We start from the raw sequence: 24105 nt of genomic DNA, 5'->3' as shown, positions 1-24105 counted from the left end.
TTAATAAAATAGATATTTATGAATATCACATTTCTATTTATAAATTTCATTATCCCTTTCAAAAGCAGGTTTACGAGATGTTTTAAATAAAAAATGGACTTATTCACATTTTATCAATATTTTATTAACAAGTTATCCACAATTGAAGAATTTAAATTATAAGTTTATTGACATCAAAATTTTTTCCTTTTTTAAATTAGCAGGACAGTTATAGTTGACAAATCATGGAAAACCAGGTTAAAGTTTTACGAGAGCGTATGAATATGACTCAAAATGAACTTGCTGAGAGTTCGGGACTTTCTCTTCGGACAGTTCAGAGAATTGAAGCCGGAAATATTCTAAAAGGATTTACCTTAAAAGCACTTGCCCAGGCTTTAAATGTTCAACCGGAAGATCTTATTACAACAGCAAAAGAACAAGCTGATGTCCAAAGAGCTAAAAAGATCAATTTTTCTGCTTTGGCTGGTCTTATTATACCATATGGAGGTATTATTATTCCAGCTGTTTTAACCTATCAGACGAAGGATTTAAAAAACAGGGAACTTGGAAAAAACATCCTTTGTATCCAGATTATTATATCGGTAATTTTTTCGGTTTTAATGATTATCAGTCCGTTTATTCAAAAGTTATTTTCGTTTAAATTTCCACTTTTTATCATTCCTTTAATCCTATTTTTAGGGCTGAAATTATTTATTATCATTAAGAATGGAATCAGCCTGAACAAAACCCAAGAGTTAAGTATAAAATTGAAAACCAGCTTCTTGTAAACAAGGACATAGAAATGTCGTAAAATTGTCGCATTGTTTTCATGTAAAAATAATAAGGGATTTCCGAATCTTGCATAAAAAATCAGCATGAAAATACTAAAGAGAATTGCGCTAAATATTTTAATTATCATTGCCATTACAGGATTAGGCGGGTACCTCTATTTTAACCAAAAATTTACTCCAGAAAAGAATTACTTAAGAGTAGACAACGAAAGTGGACCAATCCCCATCAAATGGATCGGAGAAGATAAAAACGCATTGCTTGTTCCCATACATTTCCCAAAAGACACTATTACTTATTATCTCCAATTCGATACGGGAGCTGTTTATACAGAATTTTATAATAAAGCGATACCATTACTGAAAGGGATTACCCCCAAAGATGAGCAGGCTATCACCTCATTTTATATTGGCAAAACAAAAATTACGTCACACAAAATCAAAATATCCAATACAGGAAAAAATTTGAAAAAAAATAATCCTGCAAAAATCATTGGAACTCTTGGCGCTGATATTCTTGAAGATCGAAAGACTTTGATTAATTTCAAGGATAATAATGTTGTTTTCAATCTCTCTAAGGAACCAGATGAGTTTCAAAATACTCTTATTGATTTTAAATTTACAAAGAGGAAAATTGTTATTCACGGAAATTTAAAAGGAAAAGATGAAAAGTTTCTGTATGATTCCGGAACAAGTGCTTATGAATTGCTGACGAATAAAGAAAACTGGGAAAGTTTAAGACTACCACAATCACAAGTTATAATAGAAAAAGCCCAATCAAGGCCAAATATTTTAACAACATATACTACAAGAACACATAGCACTATCCGGTTTAACAATAAAGATCTTCCATTGAGAGAAGTAACTTACGTGGAGGGATTTACCCAAAGTCAATATATGTTGATGAAGTTTTCAGGAATGTCAGGAATGTTGGGTAATAAGATCTTTTTAAACCATAAAATTTACATTGATTGTTCAAAGGAAAAATTCGGAATTGAATAAAATTTTAATCCTGCAAATATTTATCAAGCATGCTTATTGTTCCTAAATCTTTCCTAAATCAGGTGGTTATTTTGTCATGTTTTTAAACAGTATTTAAGATGTTTGAATAAACATTCTATTCATAAAGTCTCATAAATTTGTTTTGACCACATATTTTCTCTGCGTATCACTGATATTTTTATCTAACCTTATGATTTCGCAGGTATTAATAGTAATCGTAAAGCAGTTATCATGATGTTCGGTATAAGAAAAATTTTTATTATTTTAGGTATAACAGGTTGCTTAGGAAGCCTAGTAAAGGCACAGATCAGTCCGCCTGGATTAGGCGATGCCAAGACCGCCTTTTGGTCAGCTTTTGGTGTGAAGCGTAATCTCGATTCTTTAGGAAAGAAACAAACGATGAGCTATGTTGCGATAGGACGTAAAAGTACTCTGGATAACAATAATTTGTTTGCAAAACAGGCTATTTTTGTATTAAATCACGAGTTTTATCACTCTTTTGCACCTCATCAGCAATACAGTTATGCTTTAAGCTACCGCCGACAGCCTGAATATGAAAAAGAAGCTCCTTATGATAAAGAAGGTATAGAACAGGAATTCAGAATTTATGGACGCTATGCCTATACTTTTGATCTTGGGAAAAAACTAAAGCTTAAAAATACGGTTCGACAGGAATTCAGAAAGTTCTTTGATGCTGATTTTCATAAAGTGGATGAAGATTTTCAATTAAGAACCCGGATCAAAAGCCAGTTAACCTATAACCTATCTCCTAAGAATAATCAGAAACTGGCATTAAGTGCTGAAGCATTGTTTTCCATTAGTCATCTCAATGAGCATGACCAACACTGGAACTCTTTTGGATACCGTGAATTGCGGCTGGCTGCTTATTATATGTTCAATATTCCCAATTCTCCTTTTACAGTGGATATCGGTTATATGGATGATCTGATAAGGGGCAGCAAAAGTATTCAGCACGGAGGAGTTCATTATATTGCGGCAGACCTCATATGGAACATTCCTTATAAAAAGAAAGAGACAACGGATCAGGATCACCTTGATTAAGTTTATATATAAAAAATCCCAGTCAGTAATGGCTGGGATTTTCGTTGGAAAATATAGATTCTCCGCAATATAATTAAGTATGAATGTTGGTGTAAAATTTTAATTGCATAGGGTCAGAAACTGGCGGCTCATCTGCACCTTGAATTTGGCTTCGGCTCTTGACTGGGCATAAATGGTATGTTCAAAAGCCTGAATAGTTTTTAATTTCTGATCAATAAACTCTGCAATTTGTACAATGGAAAATATAAAATCCCTATATAGTGCCATGTCTACCGTCTGTCCATAATAAGGAAGATAAGCCTTAAGAAAAGGAATGGTCATCTGATGCCTGTTATAGCTGATACAATATCCTGCTCCTTCGCGGGAAGTCACAATATCATAATCATTGATGTAATCCAGGATATTTTTACTGCCACTCAGGGCTTCTTTATTTTTTGAGCAATAGCGATTGATCTTGTCCAAAATATGCTGAGCGTATTCCATCATGGAAATGTTTTTCCATTCAAAAACGTGATTCATTCCTTTTTTGGGTGAGGTACCATTTTCACAACCTGTACAGAAAGAAATCCCGATTTTCTCATGATAAGGGAAGAAACAGTCTTTGATTTCAATGGTTGCATCTGCCTGCAGGCTATCATCAGCAAAATTGTAGTATACATAAGGACTATACATACTTGCCAACGTTTTCAGGTAATCTGCTTCACTAGCATTATAATATTCTTCAAACCATTTTTCAAGATGATCGTAATAATGGTTTTCAAAGTCGTTAAAGTTTAAGTAAAGTGGCAATTCCATAGCTCTGTAATTTTGATATGACAAAGCTATTACCGTAATGCGACAAAACTTGACGCATAATATTTTTTTTGAAAAAGAAGAAAATAGAGACAGGCTAAAAGATTGTAATCAACAATCAGCATAAATGTTAATACTATATGCTCAAGTCGCTTCAGCTTGTCAATATTTTGTTAGTAACAGAGTTTACGATTACTTTTTTATTCTCCACGAACTCCGCATTACTTATCATAATTTTTCATCATAAATTCAAAATAATGGATCATCTTCAGATAGTTTTCTATGCTTAGATATTCATTGGTACTGTGGATGCTTTGCTGTTCCGCACTGTTGATTCTGATCGGCATGAATCTGTAGACGTTTTTGCTTACAATTTCATATTTCCCGGCGTCTGTTCCGGCCATGGTGAGATAAGGGGAAACAATGGCTTCAGGATAAATTTCTTTTACTCCTGCTTCGATCAGTTTGAATGCTTTGGTATTCGATGAAGATATTGCTGATGCTTCTCTTGTATTATCAATTTCCTCTACTTCAACATCAAAACCCTTGGTTGCTTTTGCAATATGATCTCTAACATCTTTTACAGTATTTCCGGGAAGAAGCCTGAAGTTGACCACAAATTCGACTTCGGGAGAAAGTACATTGGTTCCGTCACTTCCTTTCATCATCGTTAATGCTGTTGTAGTTCGTACCAATGCATTGGTGGTATTACTTTTGGTAAGCTGCGAGATCAGTACCGGTTTTAAAAGCCATTGGTTAGCCAGTGCCATTCTTGTCGTAAAAGGCATAGCACCGCCAATATTATCAAAAAATTCTTTAATTAATGGAGTTATCTCCGGTTTCATCTGATCGTCTTCCAGTCTTTGCATAATGACTGCAGCTTTTCCGATAGCACTTTCCATAGGAGGCATTGAGGAATGCCCACCCAATCCTTTTACTTTTATTTTGGCAGAAAGAAATCCTTTTTCAGCACAACCTACTACAGCAACATCAGCCTCTACCCCTGCTACATTTCCTTTTCGCATAATCAGTCCGCCTTCATCATATACTGCATCGAACTTCAACCCTTTTTTCTTAAAATAATCTGCAATCTGCATAGCGCCGTTCTTTCCTCCCACTTCTTCATCAAAACCAAAGGCTAAATAAATATCTCTCTGGGGAATTTGTTTGCTTTTAATAAGGTTATTCATAGACTCCATTAAAGAGAAAAGCATTCCTTTCATATCTATTGCTCCTCTTCCATAAATTCTCCCGTTAGCAACAGCTCCTGAAAAAGGGGAAAAATCCCAGTCTTCCGCAACTTTGGCCACAGGTTCTGATGGTTTATCATCCGGTCTGAAGATATTTTCAGCGGTATTTTTAATATCAGCATCCCCCGGAGGAACTACATCCATATGAGATAGAAACAATATAGGTTCTAATGCTGAATTACTTCCTTTAAGCCTGAAAACCAATCCGTATTTATTAATCTCTACGTTTTCAGTATTTTGATAGACTAATGGATAAGTAGCTTTTAAATATTCCTTAAACCGGTCAAAAGGTTCATAATTAAATTCGCCTAAACTTCCGGTAGAAACGGTAGGAATTTTTATCCCTCCAGAAAATCGTGACACTGCGGAGTCATTTTTTACAGGCTTCCATCCTTCCCCTGCTCCTGACGGATTTTTCTTAAAAGGATAGGTGTAAGTTTTAATTAATACGACAGCAGCAAGAATAACGAGAATTCCCAGAATGGCTAAAAGAACTTTTTTCATAGTGAATAGTTTCTGAATGGTTTGGTTCTTTAAATATAGGAAAGTATTTGCTTATTAACAATTTTAAAGCCAAGGGTTTCAATTGTTAACCTATAAAAAAAGGCTGCTTCCTAAGAAACAACCTTAAGTTTTTAAAACAAAAAGTATCTTTTTATTTATTTCTAGCCTGTAATATCCAATGGATAATATCACTCAAAACAAGCTCTGTATTTCCAAGATTACAATGATTTTCAGCCCCATCGTACTTGGTGTACATTTTATAGGTAAGTGACTTTACATTAGGTAAAGCATCAATCACTCTTTTGTATAATTCAACGGGGATAAAGTGATCTTCATTGGAACCTAGGAGTAAAAAGTCCTGGGTAATCTTTAGTCCGATACTTTCCATTTCAAAATGTTGAGCTTTTTTGATATAATCATAAGGTGTTTCCACATTCATACTGAACATTCCGTGCTGCATTGCCCATTTCACCAGAGGATCAACATCCATTTTCTTTTGAATAAGCGCATTGACTTTTTCTTTTTCTTGTGCATCCATCAACATCCTTAATTCATGAGGAACTTTAGTCAATATGACCTCATAAAAACTAGGCATAATTCCCCAAGCTACTACTCTTTGAATACGATTTTCAAATGCAGCAGCTCTCGGTGCCAACATTCCTCCTAAAGACAACCCAATTAAAGTTACATTTTCCAAATGATAGGCATCTAAAATAGTTTTAATAGGCTTTTCCCATTCATGGGTATAATAAATTCCGGATTCTCTTAAAGCCCCTCCCTGCCCTGGACCATCAAAAATGTACACTGCAATTCCTTCAGATACCAGACGCTGAACTACTGGTAAAAATTCTTCCATGTAGGAATCATTTCCCCCATGAATAATCACAGTATCTTTTATTTCTTCTTGGGGAAGACAGATCCAAACGGGTAATTTTCCATTTTCATAGTCTATCTCATCCCTTCTGATTTCCTTTTCAAAAATGATTTTGTGATATTCGTAGAATAAAGATTTTGATTTGGAATATAATCTTGATTTTTCAGAGGTTCCATCTGCTTTAAAAAACTCTGCCATCCTGTAATACCCAATAGCTTTAGGAATCTGTTTATTGGCTTCTGCTTCTTTAGCAAGAGAACTCATTTCCTTTACCCAATCTTCTGTGGTATTGATTCTGGATGCTATTGTTTTGATTTCTTCCAGATCTCCATTTCCCCACATTAAGGTTCTGTTCAGTTGAAAATTAAAATTGGCTTCATCATGCAATTGATATGTTCCTTTTTTCATTATGTTTCTATTTTGGTGAAAAAATGGTATGCTGTATTTTTCTTTCAGCAATACCTTGCTAGCTAAACTTTTTCGAAATTAGTTTTTAAGTTTAGCTTTTCTTTTCACCTGGATTAAAAAAGGATTATTTCTGTTGAGCTCTTACTTTGCTCAGTTGTTGTTGCGTCATCCCAAGGTATCCGGCAATATATCCAAGATTGATTCTCTGGAGCCATTCCGGATGAGCAGCCACAAAATCATCATAACGCTGATCTGTAGTTTTGATTTGAAGATCCATCAGCCTGCAGCCCATCGTGATTAAACTCTCAGCAAATAAATCTTCCGTAAACTGCTGCATTTCGGGATTGTTTAATTTCAACTCAAGAAGTTGACGGTAAGGCAATCTGAATATTTCGCTATGATCTTCAATGACTTCAATTCCAAATGGAACTGCCTTTCCAGACGATACGCTTGAAAAAAGAGCTATAAAACTATGATCTGAACTGATCCAATGGGTATGATCCTGTGCTTTATCGTCATAGTAAAAGATTCTGGCCACTCCTTTTTTAATGTAAAATAAGTCACGGTGCACCTGATCGATATCCATCAATATTTCTTTTTTACGATAGATATTGCTATCAAATAAATGAATGAAATTTTCGATAACCTTCAAGTTCTTTTCACTGATCATTTTTATATGTTTTAATTGAGGAATTTCTACGTTAAAGACAAAATATCTACTCTTCCATTTATTGGATAAACAGAATTAATAATTAAAATATGTTCAGTAGTTGGGATAAAATATTAATAAACAGATGATATGTTAATTCAAGATTCCATTCATTTCAGTTAAAATGACAGGCTTTCCATCAGTGATTAAAATGGTATGTTCATGTTGTGCCATATAGCCGCCTTTGTTCCCTACCATCGTCCAACCATCTTTTAATTCTACAGCAAGATTTGAGGAAGTAGAGATAAATGTTTCAATCGCCACTACAGAATTTTTCTTAAAACGTCTGGTATCGAAACGGTTTTTATAATTCAATAACTCATCGGGCTCCTCATGTAAGCTTCTTCCTACACCATGTCCGCCAAGATTTTTAATGACTTTAAAGCCTTTTTTCTTTGCTTCTGTCTCCATTAAAAATCCGATATCTGCTATTTTCACACCACCTTTTATATTATCAATTGCTTTTTGAAGAATATCTTTAGAAGCATTTACCAATGTCTGATGCTGATGGATGTCTTCCCCAATCACGAAGGATCCTCCATTATCAGCCCAATATCCGTTGAGCTCTGCAGAAACATCTATGTTAATGAGGTCACCTTCCTTCAAAACTCTTTGATCTGTGGGAATCCCGTGGCAAAATTCGTTATCTACACTGATGCAAGTCCATCCAGGAAATCCGTAGGTAAGATAAGGTGCAGACTTAGCTCCGAAATCAGCAAGTATTTTGGCACCATATTCATCAAGCTCCTTTGTGGTCATTCCTGGCTGAGCGTATTGCTTCATCTCTTTCAAGGTATAAGCAACCGCTTCACTCACTTTCTGCATTCCGATTAATTGATCGTCGTTGGTAATTGACATGATTTTATTTTTGGGTTGGTATGAATTTCAATGCTAAGAAATGTTCGCTATTGAAAAAGACAAAGTTAAAGAATATAAATTTCTTTTATTAAAAAAATAGAGTGTAATGAGTTCTTAATGAATATATTGGTTTTCTTTTTATGTTGGTATAAGCAAAATGTTTGCGCCAGCGGAGATATTTTTAATAATATAAAGATTTTCTAAGCCATGTAAAAAAGCCATTGCTGATCTAGCAATGGCTTTTTTGTTATTGAGGACACGAGCATGATGCTCGCGCGAGCGGGAGGTTTATTCATTACCACAAATATAAAAAATTCAGTCCTTTTATTCTATACCTAAACATTATCCTAAAGATTTATTTGTATTATTCTGTTTCCTAATACAAAACAGAACAATACAAAAACCACCGCTGTCGCAGTGGTTATTGTGTTATCTACTCAAAATCTGTTACTTTGTAATCATTAGTTTATTTTACCAATATTTATAATATTGTTCATCCCATCTGAATACTTAGTTTGCAGAATAATATTTAATATATCCTGAGGCAAATCATCTATAGTCAAAGGATTCATAGGGCTTGTTACTAAATGATAATCATAGTCAAGAAAGTTATTTAAATTAGTTTTATCAAAAGAATAAAATCCTTTTTTGGTCATAGAAACAAAATCGTGTAAATATCTTTCATCAGCACCTGTGCCAAATATTTCGATCAATAAATCATTCAGTTTTGGGTTTACTATTACCTCCGATATTTCTTGTAAATTTCTAAAATATGACACTAGTCTTTCATTATTTTCCGATGATTTCGCTACTGATTCAGGTAATCTACCAGCTCCAGACGCTATAAACCCTATATACTTACCATCTGTAAAAAACCAATCTATATCTAAGGTTTGTTGTTCTATTTCTGTGTACATAAATAATAATATTTTTATTTCCCAAAAGTTGCTTTACAGTTATCACACATTGGTACAACTTTTCCAGTTCTTGGCCTTATTGCTTCAGTAAAATTAACTTGTGATGCCGTAGCGGAAGGATTATTTAATAATAATTCATTTCCGGCATTAAACTCAGCACAGCATCCAACCGGATTTCCAGAGGCTGTCCTCGTACCAAGCCCCCCTAATTCATTCACAACACCTTCCAACTGTGGAGCAATCGTAGACGGTGGGGCTCCACTTATCCCTATAGCTGTTTTTCCATTTAATTCTGCTCCAACTATAGCTGCTGGAGCTTTTCCAGCGTTAAACATTTCAGCTGCAGTAGTGTTTACTTCAGTACCAAGTTTACTTATTGTTCTGGCTGTTTTAGCAGCTGTAATACTACCTTTAATAGCACTTCCAGCTCCTTCCGTACCAGCAATTATAGCCATTTCAGCCAAAGCTTTTCCTGCTATCTTTCCAGCTCCTGTTGCATCTCCTTTTTTAAAACTATCCACAGCAATTGCTGGAGCTGATATTGCAGTAGCGACAGCACCTACTCCTTTATTAACACCCGCTTTTAGAATACTCCCTGAATTATTGTATATTGATTTCGCTGTTCCTCCTGGATCAGTAACAATTTGTTTAACACCTTGATAAGTTTCTGTTGCCACACCTTTTGCACCCTGATACATTCCAGAGTAATAAGTTTTGGCAAGATTCCATAAATTACCACAACATCCTTGTGCTTCTCTACCATCTGGATCAACAAACATTATTGGATTATCCAAAGCATAAGTATAGGGTGAGAACCTTCTTGATTTTTCTGCTAGTTCATCTGCGACACCCCATCTTCCAATATCCGGCATATACATTCTAGCCCCATAATCGTACATACCAGTCTCTTGTAATTCCTTACCGTTGTACTTGTAACTATATAATCCTCCAAAATTAGAAGTTCCAAACATTCCTGAGATATGGTTGAGACCAAAAGGATAATAGTTATTCGTATCGGTAACTTCCAGAACACCTGCGCTGTCTTTGGCAAAACTTACCCGGGTATTGCCTAAGTGATCTTTATACTGGTAAATATAACGGTTTTCTGTGAAACTGTAAAAGCCTTCTGAAGTGGGTACAAAATCCAGTTTCCATGCTGGCGGATTTCCTATATTGGGAAAGTTTTTTTCAAGATTTCCGTAAGCCTGTTCTTCAAAAGCAGATTCGGTACGACAGGTCAGACAGATTCCTTCACCCTCACGGTATGAGTATTGGAAGCCATCCAGATAATCGGTCATACTGGTTCTAGCCGATCCTCTCGGAGGCCGGGTTGAATACGTCTTTCTTAGTTTGGTTCCATCTGCACGGTATAAATACATTAGGTTAGCATTAAATGGCTGCCCAATTATAGGATTTGCATTACTGATTGTGAAAGCATTGGGAAGGTTAAGGTGATTATAACCAATAGTATTCATCCCTTTATCCTTCATATTAATCATATTTCCATTTACATCATAATCTATTATATTATTTCCGCCTTCATACCCGGTATCATTCATTGCAGATTCTATCACCTGATTCAGGCGGTTTCCGGTATATTTATATTCAAGGTTATCTACCAATGCAGGAGTTTGACCTGACACTGGAGTGGCTTTCCGTTGCAGGGTACTAATGTTTCCATTCAGATCATAGGTAAGATATTCATCAAAATTACCATTGGCAGGATTAGTGGCATTAGGTTCTGAGTAAAAGCCATTTTTTAAACGGTTTAGAGGATCATATTCATAGTTGTATCTTTTCAGAATATCTTCTGAAGAATTCTTCCAGTCGATCTCTGCAATATTTCCGTTAAACTTCCCAGGTGATTTTGCTGAAGATACAGGATTATGATATTTTATTTCATACCCAAACAATCTTCCATTTAGATTCGAAGGATCATTGATCTTAGTCATCCAGCCACGGATATTGTACTTATAATCCATCTGCTGAAGCGCAGATCCTGCAGCAATTCCACCCACTTTTTTAGATTCCAGCTGGGAAAGTTCATTATACGTATTCTGGGTAAGGATTTCTGTGGGATTAGCATCTACCTGATGTTTGTGAACCAACAGTCTGTTCTGGTGGTCATAATCAAAGGTTTCGGTGATGACTCTTTCTGTATCGGTTTCTAACCTCTTATGTTTGATGATCACCGTTTGAGCTAGTCCTGCAAAATCCAGCTTGGATTCTGTTTTGGTATAGCCTCCCAAATGATTGATGGAATGGGTTCCTATCACTCGTCCTTTGGTGTCATAATACGTATAAATCTTGGTCCAGTTGTCATCTTCAATATTTTTTACCAGACTCATTACAGCAAGTCCTTTGGTACTTTTCCCTTCCGGGGATACCGTTTCTTTTAACGTTTCTACTCCCTGAATGGTAGAAGGAAATGATGGATTAAAGTTATACCCCGGATAAGTATCATAATAGTTAACCGAAAAGACTGTTTCAAGATAAGGGAAATTGGTGTTAGTATAAAATATCTGCATTCCGTTTTTTGTAAAGCCGGTGGCAGATCCATTCTCAGTCATCACTGCATCTCCAATCATTGTCTGCATATAAGCTCTGCTGCTCCCACTCACAATACCTGTTATGATTACTCTTCCTAATGCATCGTATTTTGTAAATAACCATTTATTCGTTGGGCTCATATTAGCATCCTGGGTAAATACTAACCGGTCAGCCTTATCATACACCATATATTCCCAACCTTTACCAGGAAGTTTCTTTTCTACCAGTCTTCCTCTTCCGTCGTAACGGTACTGGTAGCAGAGATCATTAAGCAGAGATTCACTAATAGGTTTTTGAACCGCATTGGGAGGAATCACAAAGGCCAGCTGATCGTATTCGTTATACACATAGTAAGTATCTGCCTGCTCGGTGGAGCCCATCAGTTTTCTTACCAGCAAAGTTTGCCCTTTTCCGTTTTTGAACTCCACCGTTGGGTTTCCATCTTCATCTGTTACTGTATTCTTATACAAGGTACCAGATGCGTATAAAACAGCTGGAGATAGGCTTATCCCACTTTTAGTGGCTCCGTTTTCCCAGGTGGTAGTGGTCATATGCTGGTACACTTCATTAAGAACATTAGCTTCATACCCAAACTTCACAGGCTTAGTACTCCAGTCATTCCCCACCTGGATCTGTTGCTGAAGCCTGTTCAAAGGAGAGTTTTCCAATATTTTCTCGGAATAGATCTTTTCTGAGCCATAAGGAGAATTGCTGGCATTGGATAAAGGATTGGGAATAATCCCCCCATTCAAAGTTCCTGATTGAGGTACGGGAAGATAATCTTTTACCTGTCTTCCGAACTGGTCATATTCAATGTGAGTAACCACATCTTTTCCCAAGGGAGAGGCTTTTACATTCACTACCTGCTTAGGTCTTCCCAAACCATCAAAATACTGGACGGTTTCTGAGGTTTTTGAAGGGGTCGTTCCATTATAATCAAGATAGGTCTTGGATTGGATATAGTTTTCTCCCGGAGTAGCCTGGGCATGGACTGAATGGCTTATCAGCAGCATGCCTATGGGAATTATAAGTTTTTTCATCGTCTTAGTTTTTGTAATGGTAATTGAATTCTTTTAATAGTTTTCCGGTATTATTATGTTCTCTTACTTCTTTAAGTCTGCCAGCATCATCATAAAGGTAAACTTCACGGATTCCGGAGGGAGGGGTAATGCTTCTTACTCCAATTAATGGATCATAACTGTAGGTTGTGATCTGGTAACCGGACAAATTATTCCTAAAGTCCTTAAAGGCATTGTGCAGATTGGTTTCATCATTATTTCTTTCAGCGGCAGCATCCAGATTAGAGGCATTCACAATATTGTCTATGAATGATTGTCCAATTCCTTCCAGTTTTGCATTGTCAATCTTAGCAATAGGCTGAGTTTGGTTGTACCCCCAGATAATGACTGTTGATACTCCCGATCTGTTAGTATACTGCACAATATTCCCTTTAGAATCATACTTATCATAACTCAATTCTGTTGATCCCTGATTAGGATTTTGGAGATCGTAAGACAATATTGAGGTTGGAAATAATGTAGCAGGATCGTCATACTTGGTTTCAGTTTTGGAAATTATATTCCCCGGATCATTTACATTTTTCTTTTGTAATACAGAGGTTTCTAAAGGAATTCCAACCATATTGGCGTTAATCAGTTTTTGATTGTTCTTCTCATGAGCATATTGATAGGCAGTTTGCTGAACGATATTACCCGGGAGTGTGGTGATCTTTAAGGTAAGATTGTTGTGCATAGAGGAGGTATAATCAAGTGTCTCACTAGTACTAATGCTAGAATTATTGTAATATTTCTTTGATGTCTTTGCACGCAACTTATAGGGTGATGCCATAAGGGAATAAAGACCCCAGTCAAAGTTATCATATATTGTATTATTCGTGTTGATTATATTAACAACTTCACTATAGGATAATCCTTTTAATATTGTAATACAGTTGCTAGCTGGATTATCGGAGATACATTTATCAGGATATGTATAAACATAGGTTTCCTCTTCAATTTTATTGAATATTCCGTTTTTGAATTCAAAAATCTCTTCCTTATTAAGCTGTCCATAGGTATGGCTTATGTCATCAGGAGGAGGAAAAGGTGTTTTATTGAAATTAGAGTGGGTAATAGGCTTATTAAAATACTGCACCGTTTTTCCATTGGCTAGGCCTGAAGAATTTTTTTCTATTCTTTCTACTCTTCTGTATACCAGATTTTGTCCCTTTAATTTAGACAAAGGATTGGATCCTTGGGAATAGATTACCCCAAAGCTATTCGTAGCACCCACAAATGGGAGTGTAAGTATAGTCCCGGATGTAGTTCCATCTTCATTAACATAGGTAAAATCTTGGGTATAGCTATTAACATTGTCGTTTGTGGTGATCTTTTTCACCCGTTGTCCTCCTACCAAAATAGGGGGAGGTATTGGACCTGTCTCAGGTATTTTTTCCTCCCATTGCATTCCAACAGAAAAGAAATAAGGTACTTCGAGATTATCAGGATCTTCTGTATGCCCATTGCTTTTTGCAGTAAGCACATGATTTCCGATCGTTAAAGAATTTGCATTGAAGGTACCTGTACCAGGATTAAGCCAATTACCATCTATCATAACCTTGTAATTACAAGTAGTTGAATATACTGTCCCCGGACAGTTGCTTATCTTAACCTGAGCATTAAAGGAGTTACCAACTATTGGAGCATCCACCGTAAATGGGATTTCATATTTTCCGTTTCCTTTATAATTCATTGGCATCCTGTTGAGTCGTATTGACTTGGAAACTGAATTCATGGCTGCTGGAATCATCAGATCATAATTAACAGGACGGTTGGATACATTACTCTCATAATCATATTCTGAAAAACCTCCTGTTGGGTAAGTAACCTTTGTTAATAAGCCGATTGAGGCATACTGTGGCTCTACTGTAAGTTTTTTCTTTTCGATTCCGGAAAACATATAATCCCCATTATTTCCTCCATTATAATACCCCCATATATCCTGTGAGGCAGAAAATCTGTTGGGCAGAGTCTCTGAATTATAATCAAATGAATAATAATTTTCGTAACTTCCAGTTTGAATATTCAGCCTTTTCACTCCCCTTAATCGCAATCTTTTATTTTTATAAATATTAGTAGCATTTGAGACGATGGAAACATAGGAGGGTAATGATTGTGTTTCATCATAGTAGTCATAAAAGAGTTGAAACTGTTTGACAAGCTTTCCATAGTTGTCATATACCTTGATGAACTTCAACAGATCAGCCTTACCACTATTGCTCACCAGATCTTCTCTTTCGGCACTGTATTCAAATGCCACTTTTTCAAATGGTGTAGTAATTTCCTTTATTATCTTAAAGTCTTCTTTACTTCTTATAAGAGACAGGGCATCATTTGTTTCGTCTCCTCTTGAAACATATACACATGAAGAGTTCAGATATTCAAGAGTTGCTGTCTGGCCTTTGTTAGTTATTCCCGTCAGATACCATGAATCATTAATATTGGGAGAGCTAAATGCTTGTTGTGTGGACGGAGGTTGCTTGATAACTTTAGTGGAAGAGACAGATTTACTTGAATACTGTTGATCAAAATTAAATTCTGTACCCTCATTGAGGGTGACCGTCCATTTATTGGCTCCCTTAAAAATTTTTGTGTCATCCTTTTGCTGGGGAATATAGCTATTATTGTTATAGTTGTAAAAAAATGGAATTGTATTCCCAAAATAGTTAATATTATAATTGTCGGTTTCCAAATCATCCCCTGTATAGGGCTGTGTAATATATTCATGATTATATAGAATAGCATTTCTTCCATCAATGGTAGTAGTATTAACATACTGCTGAATAATATTATTGGATTGCCCATCTATCTTGTCCCGAACCTCCTGAGTCAATATTCCTGAATTGTTGATGGACCAACCTAGTCCCACAGAGGTAGCCATCTGCCCTACCTTGATTCCCGAGGCATCGTATTGCAGCTTGATAGGAAGTTCAAGATCCCCCACACGAATGGTATGAAGCAAAACCCCTATACTCGGAGTCCCTGTAGACATGTTCACAGATTGCTTATCAAATAGTCCTAGGGCATTGGCATTCAGGTTGGGAGCTATAACTTTAGGAACCATTTTTAGAGCATCTTGTTGTGCATGTACAGTTCCTATCATAAGCAGTATACCTATGGGAATAATTATTTTCTTCATTGTTATCAGTTTTTTATTTTTTTATCAGCTTTGCATTCGCTGTTTTATTATTATCAGTTTTTATGGTCACTAGATAAGCTCCCTGCACCAAAACCTGAGTATCAATCTTGGTCACTCTGTTCTTGGTTTTGAAGTTCTGAAGCTGTCTTCCGCTCATATCATACAGCATAATATCAGCTTCTTTAAAATCAAAGCCGATTTCTACATAGGCATAGTCTGATACCGGATTCGGGTAGATCTTAATATCATATTTGGCAATCAGATCACTTACCTGCTTGTCGCCAAGCTTTACAATCTTCCAGTTTTCTTTCCCTAATTCTTTGGCACTGGTTCCCGCTAACACAATAGAACCATCTCTGTTCAGTTTCAAATCAGAAAGTCTTTCCTCTTTTTGTCTGGATTCTCCTGTTATATGTTTTCTCCATTGTTCATTTCCGTTGCCATCTAAATATAACATCCAGAAGGTCTCATCATCTTTTTCTATTCTTCCTTCTGCTTGAGTGTAACCTCCAAGTAAAATTCCTTTTGAAGACTTGTCATCTGCGGAATGAATCACACTCATTCCCATCAGAATATCACGGTTTTTGAAATTGTAGGACTTTTGCCACTGCTCATCGCCTCTTTCATTAAGGGCAATCAGCCATAGATCCGTACCTTCTTGGGTGCCTACTGTTTTGTTTCCTGATCGTTCTGATCGGGATTCACCACCAATAACATAACCGTTTGATGTTAAGGCCAAGGTTCTGATATGGTCGTCTCCCTTACCTCCAAAGTTCTTTTCCCATTCTACTTTTCCATTTTTATCCAGTTTAACAATCCAGTAGTCGCCTTCGCCGAAGTTGCTGCTGGCTTTTGGCTTTTGGCTAATGGCTATTGGAGTAACAGATTGTTCACCTAAAGACTTCTCTTCGCGGGTTCTAGCTCCTGAACCCATATCACGAACCTCGGAACTCCTTGAATAAATTCCTAACAAAGCTCCACCGTCCTTCGTTGGAATCATTTTTTCGACTTCGTCTAAGCCTTTTCCGCCTAATATCAATTGAGAAAGTTCTTTACCATCTTTGTCGAGTCTGGTTATCCAGACATCTTTGGAACCATAGCCTTTGGAAGAGTTCTGGACATTCCCGGCGATAAAAAAGCCTAAGTCTGTCGTTTGAATAACAGATTTAGCTTCCTCATCAGAAGAAGTGCCCAATGTTTTCTGCCATAATTCATCCCCGAATTCATTGATCCGGATGAGCCAGATATCGGAACCACCTTTGGAATCATCTTTCTTATCGAGTCCTTTTCCTGAATAAGAAGTTCCGGCTAAGAGAAATCCACCATCCTGAGTGCTTACTGTTGCGGATAAATAGTCATGATTTTGTCCTGAGAAATACTTTTCCCAGGACTGTTCTCACTGCTGATTCAGCTTCACCAGATGAAAATCATAGCCGTTGTTTTGTTTATTGCCTTGTTGGAGTTTATCGCTCTGTATAGAGCTGCCTGTAATAAGATACTGCTGATCGATGGTCGTAGTCACCTGACTTAGGAAATCCTGGGTAGTGGATTTGATATCTTTCTGCCAGAGTACTTCCTGAGCAGACATACCCAGAACCGTGCATATAGTACATGCACCGAGATACATTTTTTTCATTCCCGTGTTGTTTTTGAGTTTAATGATTAGCTTTTTAAATTCGCACAAATTTAACTTTTTTTCGTTAGCACAAATCATATCCATGTGATTTAACACAAAATATTTGTAATGAATTATGGAATTTCATTACATTTTTATGATCTTATCTTACCCAAAGCTACCACAACACAACGACAGAACTTGTCGTAACAAAAACAAAAAAGGGCCAGCTCCGAAGAGCCAACCCTCAAAACATTAACTGTTTATTGATTGAATTATGATGTTTCTTTATTTCCAGCCACCACCCAAACTTTTATAGATGTCTACTACTGTACTCAGTTGTTTTTGCTTCGCTTCTATCAATTCCATTTTAGCATCTAGAGCATCTCTTTGGTTTAAAAGAACTTCAAGGTAATCTGCTCTGGAGTTTCTGAACAACTGGTTGGCAATATCAATAGATTGATCCAACGCTTTTGTTTCCTGAGATTTCAATTGATAATACTGGTCTATATTTTTAACTTTTGACATCAGATTGGCTACATCCAGATAAGCATTTAAAATGGTTTTATCATATTCATATAATGCCTGAATCTGTTTAGCATCCGCAGTCTGAAAGTTCGCTTTGATGGCACTTTTATTAATCAGTGGCCCAGCCAGTTCCCCTACAAGGTTGTAAGCAATAGATTCCGGCATTTTCACCAGATAAGATGGCTTAAACGCTTCCAGTCCCAACGTTGCAGAAATTTCCAATGATGGATAAAACTCTTTCCTCGCTGCTTCTACATCCAGTTTTGAAGCCTTTAACTCCAATTCAGCCTGCTTGATATCAGGACGGTTAGCCAGCAATTGTGAAGGAATGCCTGTATACACCGTTGGCGGAATCGTTGACATAAAGTTTTCCTTTGTTCTCACAATTGGTTGTGGATATCTTCCCAACAACGCATTGATCTCATTCTCTTTTTCTGTAATCTGCTGACGGATGGTATATTCTGAAGCCTTGGATTTTGCTAATTCTGCTTCAAATTTCTTCACTGCCAATTCTGTAGCAGCAGCAGCTTCTTTCTGAATTTTGGAAATTTCCAATGCTCTTTGCTGAAGTTTGATATACTGCTGAATAATATCCAATTGATTATCCAGAGCCAATAATTCATAGTAATTATCAGCCACTTCTTCAATAAGATTAGACAATACAAAGTTCTTCCCTTCTACCGTAGAAAGATAATGTGCCACTGCGGATTCCTTTTCTGTTCTCAGCTTTTTCCAGATATCGATTTCCCAACTCGCATTGAGACCTGCTTCAAAATTTCCTAGCGGATCTGGTATTGGTTTACCGGGTTCCATTTCTGTACTGGCATCTCCAGCTCCTTCACTCGTATAACGGCCAGCTTTTTTCAACCCCGCTCCTATTCCCGCAGAAACTGAAGGAGTTAATCTTCCTTTTTTAGCTAAAACGCCACTCTTGGCAATTTCAATTTCCTGAAGAGTGATCATCAGCTCCTGATTGTTCTTTAAAGCTGTTTCAATAAGGCTTACCAGATTCGGATCAGTAAAAAACTGTCTCCAGGGAGTGGTTCCACTGTTGTTATTCGCATTCTGCTGTTCTTCCTGATTGAAATTTTGAGGGATATTTGTTTTTACCTCATCATTTATGACGGTTGCCATTGGTGCCTTACAACTTGCTAACACAAGAGATAAGGCAATAGCTATTATTATATTTTTAGTCTTCGAATTTTCCATCGTGTTCATAAGGTTCAGTTTGTTCTGTTAAAGGATTCTCCTCTTCATATTTAGCCAGTTTCGATTTTTCAGCTATGGTCCCGAAGATGTAGTACAATCCCGGAATAATCATCAATCCGAAAATAGTTCCTATCAGCATCCCTCCCGCTGCTGCCGTTCCAATGGTACGGTTACCAACTGCACCAGGTCCTGTAGCGATCACCAACGGAATCAATCCAGCAATGAATGCAAATGAGGTCATCAAAATAGGACGGAAACGAATGGCAGCTCCTTCAATAGCAGCCTGCATCACAGGAATTCCTTCTTCCGCCTTTTTCTGTACTGCAAATTCTACAATTAACACAGCATTTTTACCTAAGAGCCCGATAAGCATTACCATAGCTACCTGAGCATAGATATTATTTTCCAGTCCTAACAATTTCAGACATAGAAACGCTCCAAAAATCCCCACTGGTAATGATAAAATTACAGGTAACGGAAGAATAAAACTTTCATACTGAGCAGAAAGGATCAGATAAACGAATCCTAAACACACCAGGAATACAAACACAGCTTCATTTCCACGGCTTACTTCATCTTTTGAAATCCCAGCCCAGTCGATACCAAAACCTCTCGGAAGTGTTTTATCTGCCACTTCCTGAATAGCCTGAATAGCTTGCCCACTACTGTATCCTGGTGCCGGAGTACCACTCACTTGAGCAGAGTTATACATATTATGTCTTGTCATCTCAGATAAACCATATACTTTCTCCAATCTCATAAAGTCTGAATAAGGCACCATCTGATCTTTGTCATTTTTAACATATAACTTCAATAAATCTGTTGGTAAAGCTCGATATTGAGGTCCTGCCTGAACAATCACTTTATAAGGCCTGTCAAAACGAATAAAACTCGTCTCATAATTGGATCCAATCAAGGTAGATAAGTTATCCATCGCTTTTTCAATCGTCACTCCTTTTTGCTCAGCAAGGTCATTATCTATCTTAAGCATATATTGAGGAAAACTCGCAGAATAGAAGGTAAATGCAGATCCCAGCTCCGGACGTTTCTTTAACTCCTTTACAAAATCATTACTTACCTGTTCCATTTTATGATAATCCCCACTTCCTGCCTTATCAAGCAACCGGAGTTCAAAACCTCCTGCTGCACCATATCCCGGAACGGAAGGTGGTTGGAAAAACTCAATATTGGCCCCTGGTATATTTTTGGCTTTTTCTTCCAGTTTTTCAATAATTTCAGCAGCTGATTCCTTACGTTCATCCCAGCTCTTAAGATTAATAAGACAGGTTCCGGAATTTGATCCGGTACCTTCTGTTAAGATCTCATATCCTGCCAATGATGAAACCGACTGTACTCCATCAATATCTTCTGATTCTTTTAAAAGTTCTCTTGCAATCTGATTGGTTCTTTCCAACGTAGATCCCGGCGGTGTTTGGATAATCGCATAGATCATCCCCTGATCTTCAGCAGGAATAAATCCGGATGGAATTGAATTACTCAGAAAATAAGTACCTGCACAAAAAGCTAATAAAAGAGGTAATGTGAACATTTTCTTAGTTACCGTCTTATTTAGCATTTTCTCATACCTTCCAGCACCTTTCGTAAACAGATTATTAAATTTATCAAGGAAAATCGTAATTGGAGTTTTCTTCTTAGCTTTTCCGTGATTATTTTTAAGAATTAAAGCACACAATGCTGGTGTCAAAGTCAAGGCTACTACTCCCGATAAAATAATAGAAGATGCCATTGTAATCGAAAACTGGCGATAAAACACCCCAACCGGTCCGGACATAAATGCAATCGGAATAAACACCGATGCCATTACCAGAGTAATGGCGATAATTGCTCCACTGATCTCATGCATTGCTTCCTCCGTAGCTTTTAAAGGAGAAAGGTTCTTCTCTTCCATCTTGGCATGCACCGCTTCAATCACCACAATGGCATCATCAACAACGACTCCAATGGCCATTACCAAAGCAAACAGTGAGATCATATTCAGAGTAATCCCAAATGCTGACATCACCGCAAAAGTTCCTACCAATGAAACAGGAACAGCTAGTGCAGGAATCAATGTGGAACGCCAGTCCCCAAGGAAAAGGAATACCACAATAGCTACCAGTACAAAAGCTTCAAACAAAGTATGGATTACTTTTTCCATAGAAGCATCCAGGAATCTGGAAACGTCATAACTGATCTCATAATGCATCCCTTTAGGGAAATTATTTTTCTCAAGGTCTGCCATTAATGTTTTTACATTCTTAATAACATCACTTGCATTAGATCCATAAGATTGTTTTACAGTAATAGCGGCAGAAGGTTTTCCATTCAATGTAGAATAAATATCATACATGGAACTTCCGAATTCAATATCAGCAACATCTTTTAATCTTATAGATTCACCATTAGGCTTAGCCTTTAGAATGATATTACCATAGTCTTTTTCATTATTATAACGTCCCGGATATTTCAATACATATTCAAATGACTGGGAGCGTTTTCCTGAGCTCTCCCCGGTTTTCCCCGGAGATGCTTCCAAACTCTGCTCATTCAATGCTTCCATCACTTCATCTGCTGAAATATTATACGCAGTAAGTCTATCAGGTTTAAGCCAGATACGCATAGCATATTCACGGGTTCCCAAAATATCAGCGAAACCTACTCCACTTACCCTTCTCAATTCAGACATCACATTGATATCGGCATAGTTGAACAGGAATTTCTGATCAGCTTTTGGATCATCACTGTACAGGTTAATGTACATCAGCATATTCGGTTCTTCACGGGTAATTTTTACCCCTTCACGAACGACCAGAGGAGGTAATTTGTTAACCACTGAAGATACACGGTTTTGAACGTTTACTGCTGCAACGTTGGGATCTGTTCCCAGATCAAATACCACCTGAATGGAAGCTTCTCCGTCATTTCCGGCATCCGAGGTCATATATTTCATACCCGGAACCCCGTTTAATCCTCTTTCCAATGGGATGACAACAGATTTAATCAATAATTCGTTGTTGGCACCAGGATATTCTGCGGTAATATTTACTTTAGGTGGAGAAATTGAGGGAAACTGGGTCACCGGAAGTTTTACCAATGACAATATCCCTAAAAATACAATAATCAATGAGATTACAATAGACAGAACAGGTCTGCGGATGAATTTCTTAAACATACTACTTCATTTTAGAGACCACTACTCTGCTTTTAATTTCAATGATTGAAGAACTTTTTTAGGATCCTGGAATTTTGTTTTTATTTTCTGGTCATCCTTCACCTTCTGAACACCCTCCAAAAGAATCTGATCTCCTTTTGAAATTCCTGAGCTTACCACATAAAGATCAGGAAGTTCATAGGCTACTTTAATATTTTTGGATCTGGCAGTACCGTTTTTATCAATAACAAATACATATTTCTGATCCTGAATTTCATAGGTAGCTTTCTGAGGAATAATAAGAGCATTGTGAACCGGCATCGTCATTTGTACTTTACCGGTTTCTCCATTTCTCAGAAGCTTGTCTGGGTTTGGAAACTTCGCTCTAAAAGCAATATTTCCGGTTTCATTGTCAAATTCTCCTTCAATAGTCTGAATTTCTCCCTTTTGGGTATACGTTTCGCCATTTGCTGTAATCAGTGATACTTGATTACTTCCTCTGTCTGCTGCATGGGTCTGATAGCTTAGATATTCCGGTTCAGAAACGTTGAAATAGGTGTAGATGCTTGTATTATCTGATAATGAGGTCAACAGATCACCTTCGTCTACCAAACTTCCCAACTTTAAAGGAATTCTATTGATAATTCCTGAAAACGGAGCTTTAATATCGGTAAAAGACAAATGGATCTGAGCCAGCTTCATTTCTGCATTGGCAGCATCCAGTTTAGCTTTAGCCATTGCCTTTTCATTTTTGGATACAATATTGTTTCCGGCTAATGTGCTTGCGTTTTTCAGTTCGATAGAAGCCTGCTCAACTTCAGCTTTTGCTTTTAATAATTCTGCCTGATACAGTTTAGGCATAATACGGAACAGGGTTTGTCCTGCCTGTACATACTGACCTTCATCGACAAAAATTTTCTCAAGGAATCCTTTTTCCTGTGCTCGGACTTCAATGTTCTTTACAGATTGAATCTGAGCTACATATTCCTTGTTAATTACAGTGTCCATCACTACCGGAGATGTTACCGGGTAAGTGGTTACTTCTTCTTTCTCCTCTTTTTTCTTATTGCAGCTTACGGCCAGTAAAAGGACACTAAGTGCAATAGCTGAGGCAACTCTTTTTATCATAATTCTAGAGTTTTATAAATCGTTAATGTTTTGAATAGAAATAAAATGGTAATAGAGAAAATAGTACGATGTGATGATTACCGCATACACAACGTAAAGCATTCCCCACCTGAAAACAGGTAGAAACTCACTAGGAAAAATGAAATTTTAAATTCTTATAGAACGGATCAGAATAAACTTTTTGGCAGTAATCCCCCAGATAAACCCATGAATATCCGTTCTAAACTGTTTATTACTCTTTAATCCAAAAATATAGACCAAACCGAAAACTCCGGCAAAAACAACAATCGCCTGAAATACATCAGACAGCTGAAAGTCATTTTCCGCAAGTTCTAAAGTTGCATTGTCTATGGTATCTGCCATTTGCTGAATTGAAAGTTTTTCATAGGTCTGATTCAGCTTATTGGCTCTTTTAGGTAAATGATGAGAAACATGACCGGAATAGTCATTTCGTAGCGTTTTAACGTTAAGCCTGCTTTCTACTACAAAGAGCAGAAAAAGACCAGTTAAAAAATATACTATAAAGTTTCTCATTTTGAAGTCGCAAATGTACATCTAGATTATTATATCATCATAATAGATTA

Annotated in this window: 15 protein-coding genes and 1 pseudogene; 3 read left to right on the top strand and 13 right to left on the bottom strand. The window is 36.9% G+C overall.

The genetic code is table 11. The features are described from left to right. The first annotated feature begins 224 nt into the window (after nt 1-224). The 3 genes from NBX25_RS03515 (at nt 225) to NBX25_RS03505 (ending at nt 2831) form a co-directional block, all read left to right on the top strand. Nucleotides 225-767 carry a helix-turn-helix domain-containing protein gene (locus tag NBX25_RS03515; protein WP_250252876.1) on the top strand — a complete coding sequence of 181 codons (543 nt, stop codon included), beginning with the start codon at nt 225-227 and terminating at the stop codon, nt 765-767. An 87-nt stretch (nt 768-854) separates the two neighbouring features. Then, nucleotides 855-1769, top strand: coding sequence for a hypothetical protein (locus NBX25_RS03510; RefSeq protein ID WP_250252875.1), 915 nt, complete (start codon nt 855-857; stop codon nt 1767-1769). A 231-nt stretch (nt 1770-2000) separates the two neighbouring features. Then, on the top strand, nt 2001-2831 hold the full coding sequence (locus tag NBX25_RS03505) for a DUF2490 domain-containing protein (protein WP_250252874.1): 831 nt from the start codon (nt 2001-2003) through the stop codon (nt 2829-2831). Between the two features lie 99 nt (nt 2832-2930). On the opposite strand, the gene NBX25_RS03500 is transcribed toward NBX25_RS03505, so the two are convergent. From NBX25_RS03500 to NBX25_RS03435, 13 genes and pseudogenes are all read right to left on the bottom strand, one after another. After that, nucleotides 2931-3626, bottom strand: coding sequence for a hypothetical protein (locus NBX25_RS03500; protein ID WP_123908833.1), 696 nt, complete (start codon nt 3624-3626; stop codon nt 2931-2933). Between the two features lie 218 nt (nt 3627-3844). Continuing rightward, complete coding sequence (locus NBX25_RS03495) at nt 3845-5377, bottom strand: M20/M25/M40 family metallo-hydrolase (RefSeq protein WP_123908834.1); 1533 nt, start codon at nt 5375-5377, stop codon at nt 3845-3847. Nucleotides 5378-5528: 151 nt separating this feature from the next. After that, nucleotides 5529-6659 carry an alpha/beta hydrolase gene (locus tag NBX25_RS03490; protein ID WP_250252873.1) on the bottom strand — a complete coding sequence of 377 codons (1131 nt, stop codon included), beginning with the start codon at nt 6657-6659 and terminating at the stop codon, nt 5529-5531. A gap of 124 nt (nt 6660-6783) precedes the next feature. Then, on the bottom strand, nt 6784-7329 hold the full coding sequence (locus NBX25_RS03485; protein ID WP_250252872.1) for a Crp/Fnr family transcriptional regulator: 546 nt from the start codon (nt 7327-7329) through the stop codon (nt 6784-6786). 132 nt (nt 7330-7461) lie between these two features. After that, entirely contained in the window at nt 7462-8226 is a 765-nt protein-coding gene (gene map / locus NBX25_RS03480; protein WP_250252871.1) for a type I methionyl aminopeptidase, read from the bottom strand. Nucleotides 8227-8687: 461 nt separating this feature from the next. Continuing rightward, the gene (locus NBX25_RS03475) at nt 8688-9143 is read right to left on the bottom strand and encodes a hypothetical protein (protein WP_089738640.1); all 456 of its coding nucleotides are present in this window, start codon (nt 9141-9143) and stop codon (nt 8688-8690) included. A gap of 14 nt (nt 9144-9157) precedes the next feature. Next, a complete protein-coding gene (locus tag NBX25_RS03470; RefSeq protein WP_250252870.1) occupies nt 9158-12733 on the bottom strand; it encodes a DUF6443 domain-containing protein in 3576 nt (1191 codons plus the stop codon). Nucleotides 12734-12737: 4 nt separating this feature from the next. Beyond that, nucleotides 12738-15890, bottom strand: a complete 3153-nt coding sequence (locus tag NBX25_RS03465) for a hypothetical protein (protein ID WP_250252869.1) — start codon at nt 15888-15890, stop codon at nt 12738-12740. Between the two features lie 13 nt (nt 15891-15903). Continuing rightward, nucleotides 15904-17526: pseudogene (locus NBX25_RS03460) on the bottom strand (T9SS type A sorting domain-containing protein). A 267-nt stretch (nt 17527-17793) separates the two neighbouring features. Then, complete coding sequence (locus tag NBX25_RS03450; protein ID WP_250252866.1) at nt 17794-19251, bottom strand: TolC family protein; 1458 nt, start codon at nt 19249-19251, stop codon at nt 17794-17796. Further along, complete coding sequence (locus NBX25_RS03445) at nt 19223-22414, bottom strand: efflux RND transporter permease subunit (protein WP_250252865.1); 3192 nt, start codon at nt 22412-22414, stop codon at nt 19223-19225. Before NBX25_RS03445 ends, NBX25_RS03450 begins: the two co-directional genes overlap by 29 nt. A 21-nt stretch (nt 22415-22435) precedes the next feature. Further along, nucleotides 22436-23518, bottom strand: coding sequence for an efflux RND transporter periplasmic adaptor subunit (locus tag NBX25_RS03440; RefSeq protein ID WP_123911777.1), 1083 nt, complete (start codon nt 23516-23518; stop codon nt 22436-22438). A gap of 150 nt (nt 23519-23668) precedes the next feature. Beyond that, the gene (locus tag NBX25_RS03435; protein WP_250252864.1) at nt 23669-24055 is read right to left on the bottom strand and encodes a hypothetical protein; all 387 of its coding nucleotides are present in this window, start codon (nt 24053-24055) and stop codon (nt 23669-23671) included. Nucleotides 24056-24105: the final 50 nt, after the last annotated feature.

It is taken from the genome of Chryseobacterium sp. Marseille-Q3244 (genome assembly GCF_940807095.1).
Taxonomy (GTDB): Bacteria; Bacteroidota; Bacteroidia; order Flavobacteriales; family Weeksellaceae; genus Chryseobacterium.
The sequence above is the reverse complement of the archived record's forward strand: the minus strand, read 5'-3'. Positions and strand labels throughout refer to the sequence as shown.

What these genes read in the sequence shown, in the direction of transcription:
- NBX25_RS03515 (WP_250252876.1), top strand. Translation starts at nt 225, where the DNA reads ATGGAAAACCAGGTTAAAGTTTTACGAGAGCGTATGAATATGACTCAA.
- NBX25_RS03510 (WP_250252875.1), top strand. Translation starts at nt 855, where the DNA reads ATGAAAATACTAAAGAGAATTGCGCTAAATATTTTAATTATCATTGCC.
- NBX25_RS03505 (WP_250252874.1), top strand. Translation starts at nt 2,001, where the DNA reads ATGATGTTCGGTATAAGAAAAATTTTTATTATTTTAGGTATAACAGGT.
- NBX25_RS03500 (WP_123908833.1), bottom strand. Translation starts at nt 3,626, where the DNA reads ATGGAATTGCCACTTTACTTAAACTTTAACGACTTTGAAAACCATTAT.
- NBX25_RS03495 (WP_123908834.1), bottom strand. Translation starts at nt 5,377, where the DNA reads ATGAAAAAAGTTCTTTTAGCCATTCTGGGAATTCTCGTTATTCTTGCT.
- NBX25_RS03490 (WP_250252873.1), bottom strand. Translation starts at nt 6,659, where the DNA reads ATGAAAAAAGGAACATATCAATTGCATGATGAAGCCAATTTTAATTTT.
- NBX25_RS03485 (WP_250252872.1), bottom strand. Translation starts at nt 7,329, where the DNA reads ATGATCAGTGAAAAGAACTTGAAGGTTATCGAAAATTTCATTCATTTA.
- map (WP_250252871.1), bottom strand. Translation starts at nt 8,226, where the DNA reads ATGTCAATTACCAACGACGATCAATTAATCGGAATGCAGAAAGTGAGT.
- NBX25_RS03475 (WP_089738640.1), bottom strand. Translation starts at nt 9,143, where the DNA reads ATGTACACAGAAATAGAACAACAAACCTTAGATATAGATTGGTTTTTT.
- NBX25_RS03470 (WP_250252870.1), bottom strand. Translation starts at nt 12,733, where the DNA reads ATGAAAAAACTTATAATTCCCATAGGCATGCTGCTGATAAGCCATTCA.
- NBX25_RS03465 (WP_250252869.1), bottom strand. Translation starts at nt 15,890, where the DNA reads ATGAAGAAAATAATTATTCCCATAGGTATACTGCTTATGATAGGAACT.
- NBX25_RS03450 (WP_250252866.1), bottom strand. Translation starts at nt 19,251, where the DNA reads ATGAACACGATGGAAAATTCGAAGACTAAAAATATAATAATAGCTATT.
- NBX25_RS03445 (WP_250252865.1), bottom strand. Translation starts at nt 22,414, where the DNA reads ATGTTTAAGAAATTCATCCGCAGACCTGTTCTGTCTATTGTAATCTCA.
- NBX25_RS03435 (WP_250252864.1), bottom strand. Translation starts at nt 24,055, where the DNA reads ATGAGAAACTTTATAGTATATTTTTTAACTGGTCTTTTTCTGCTCTTT.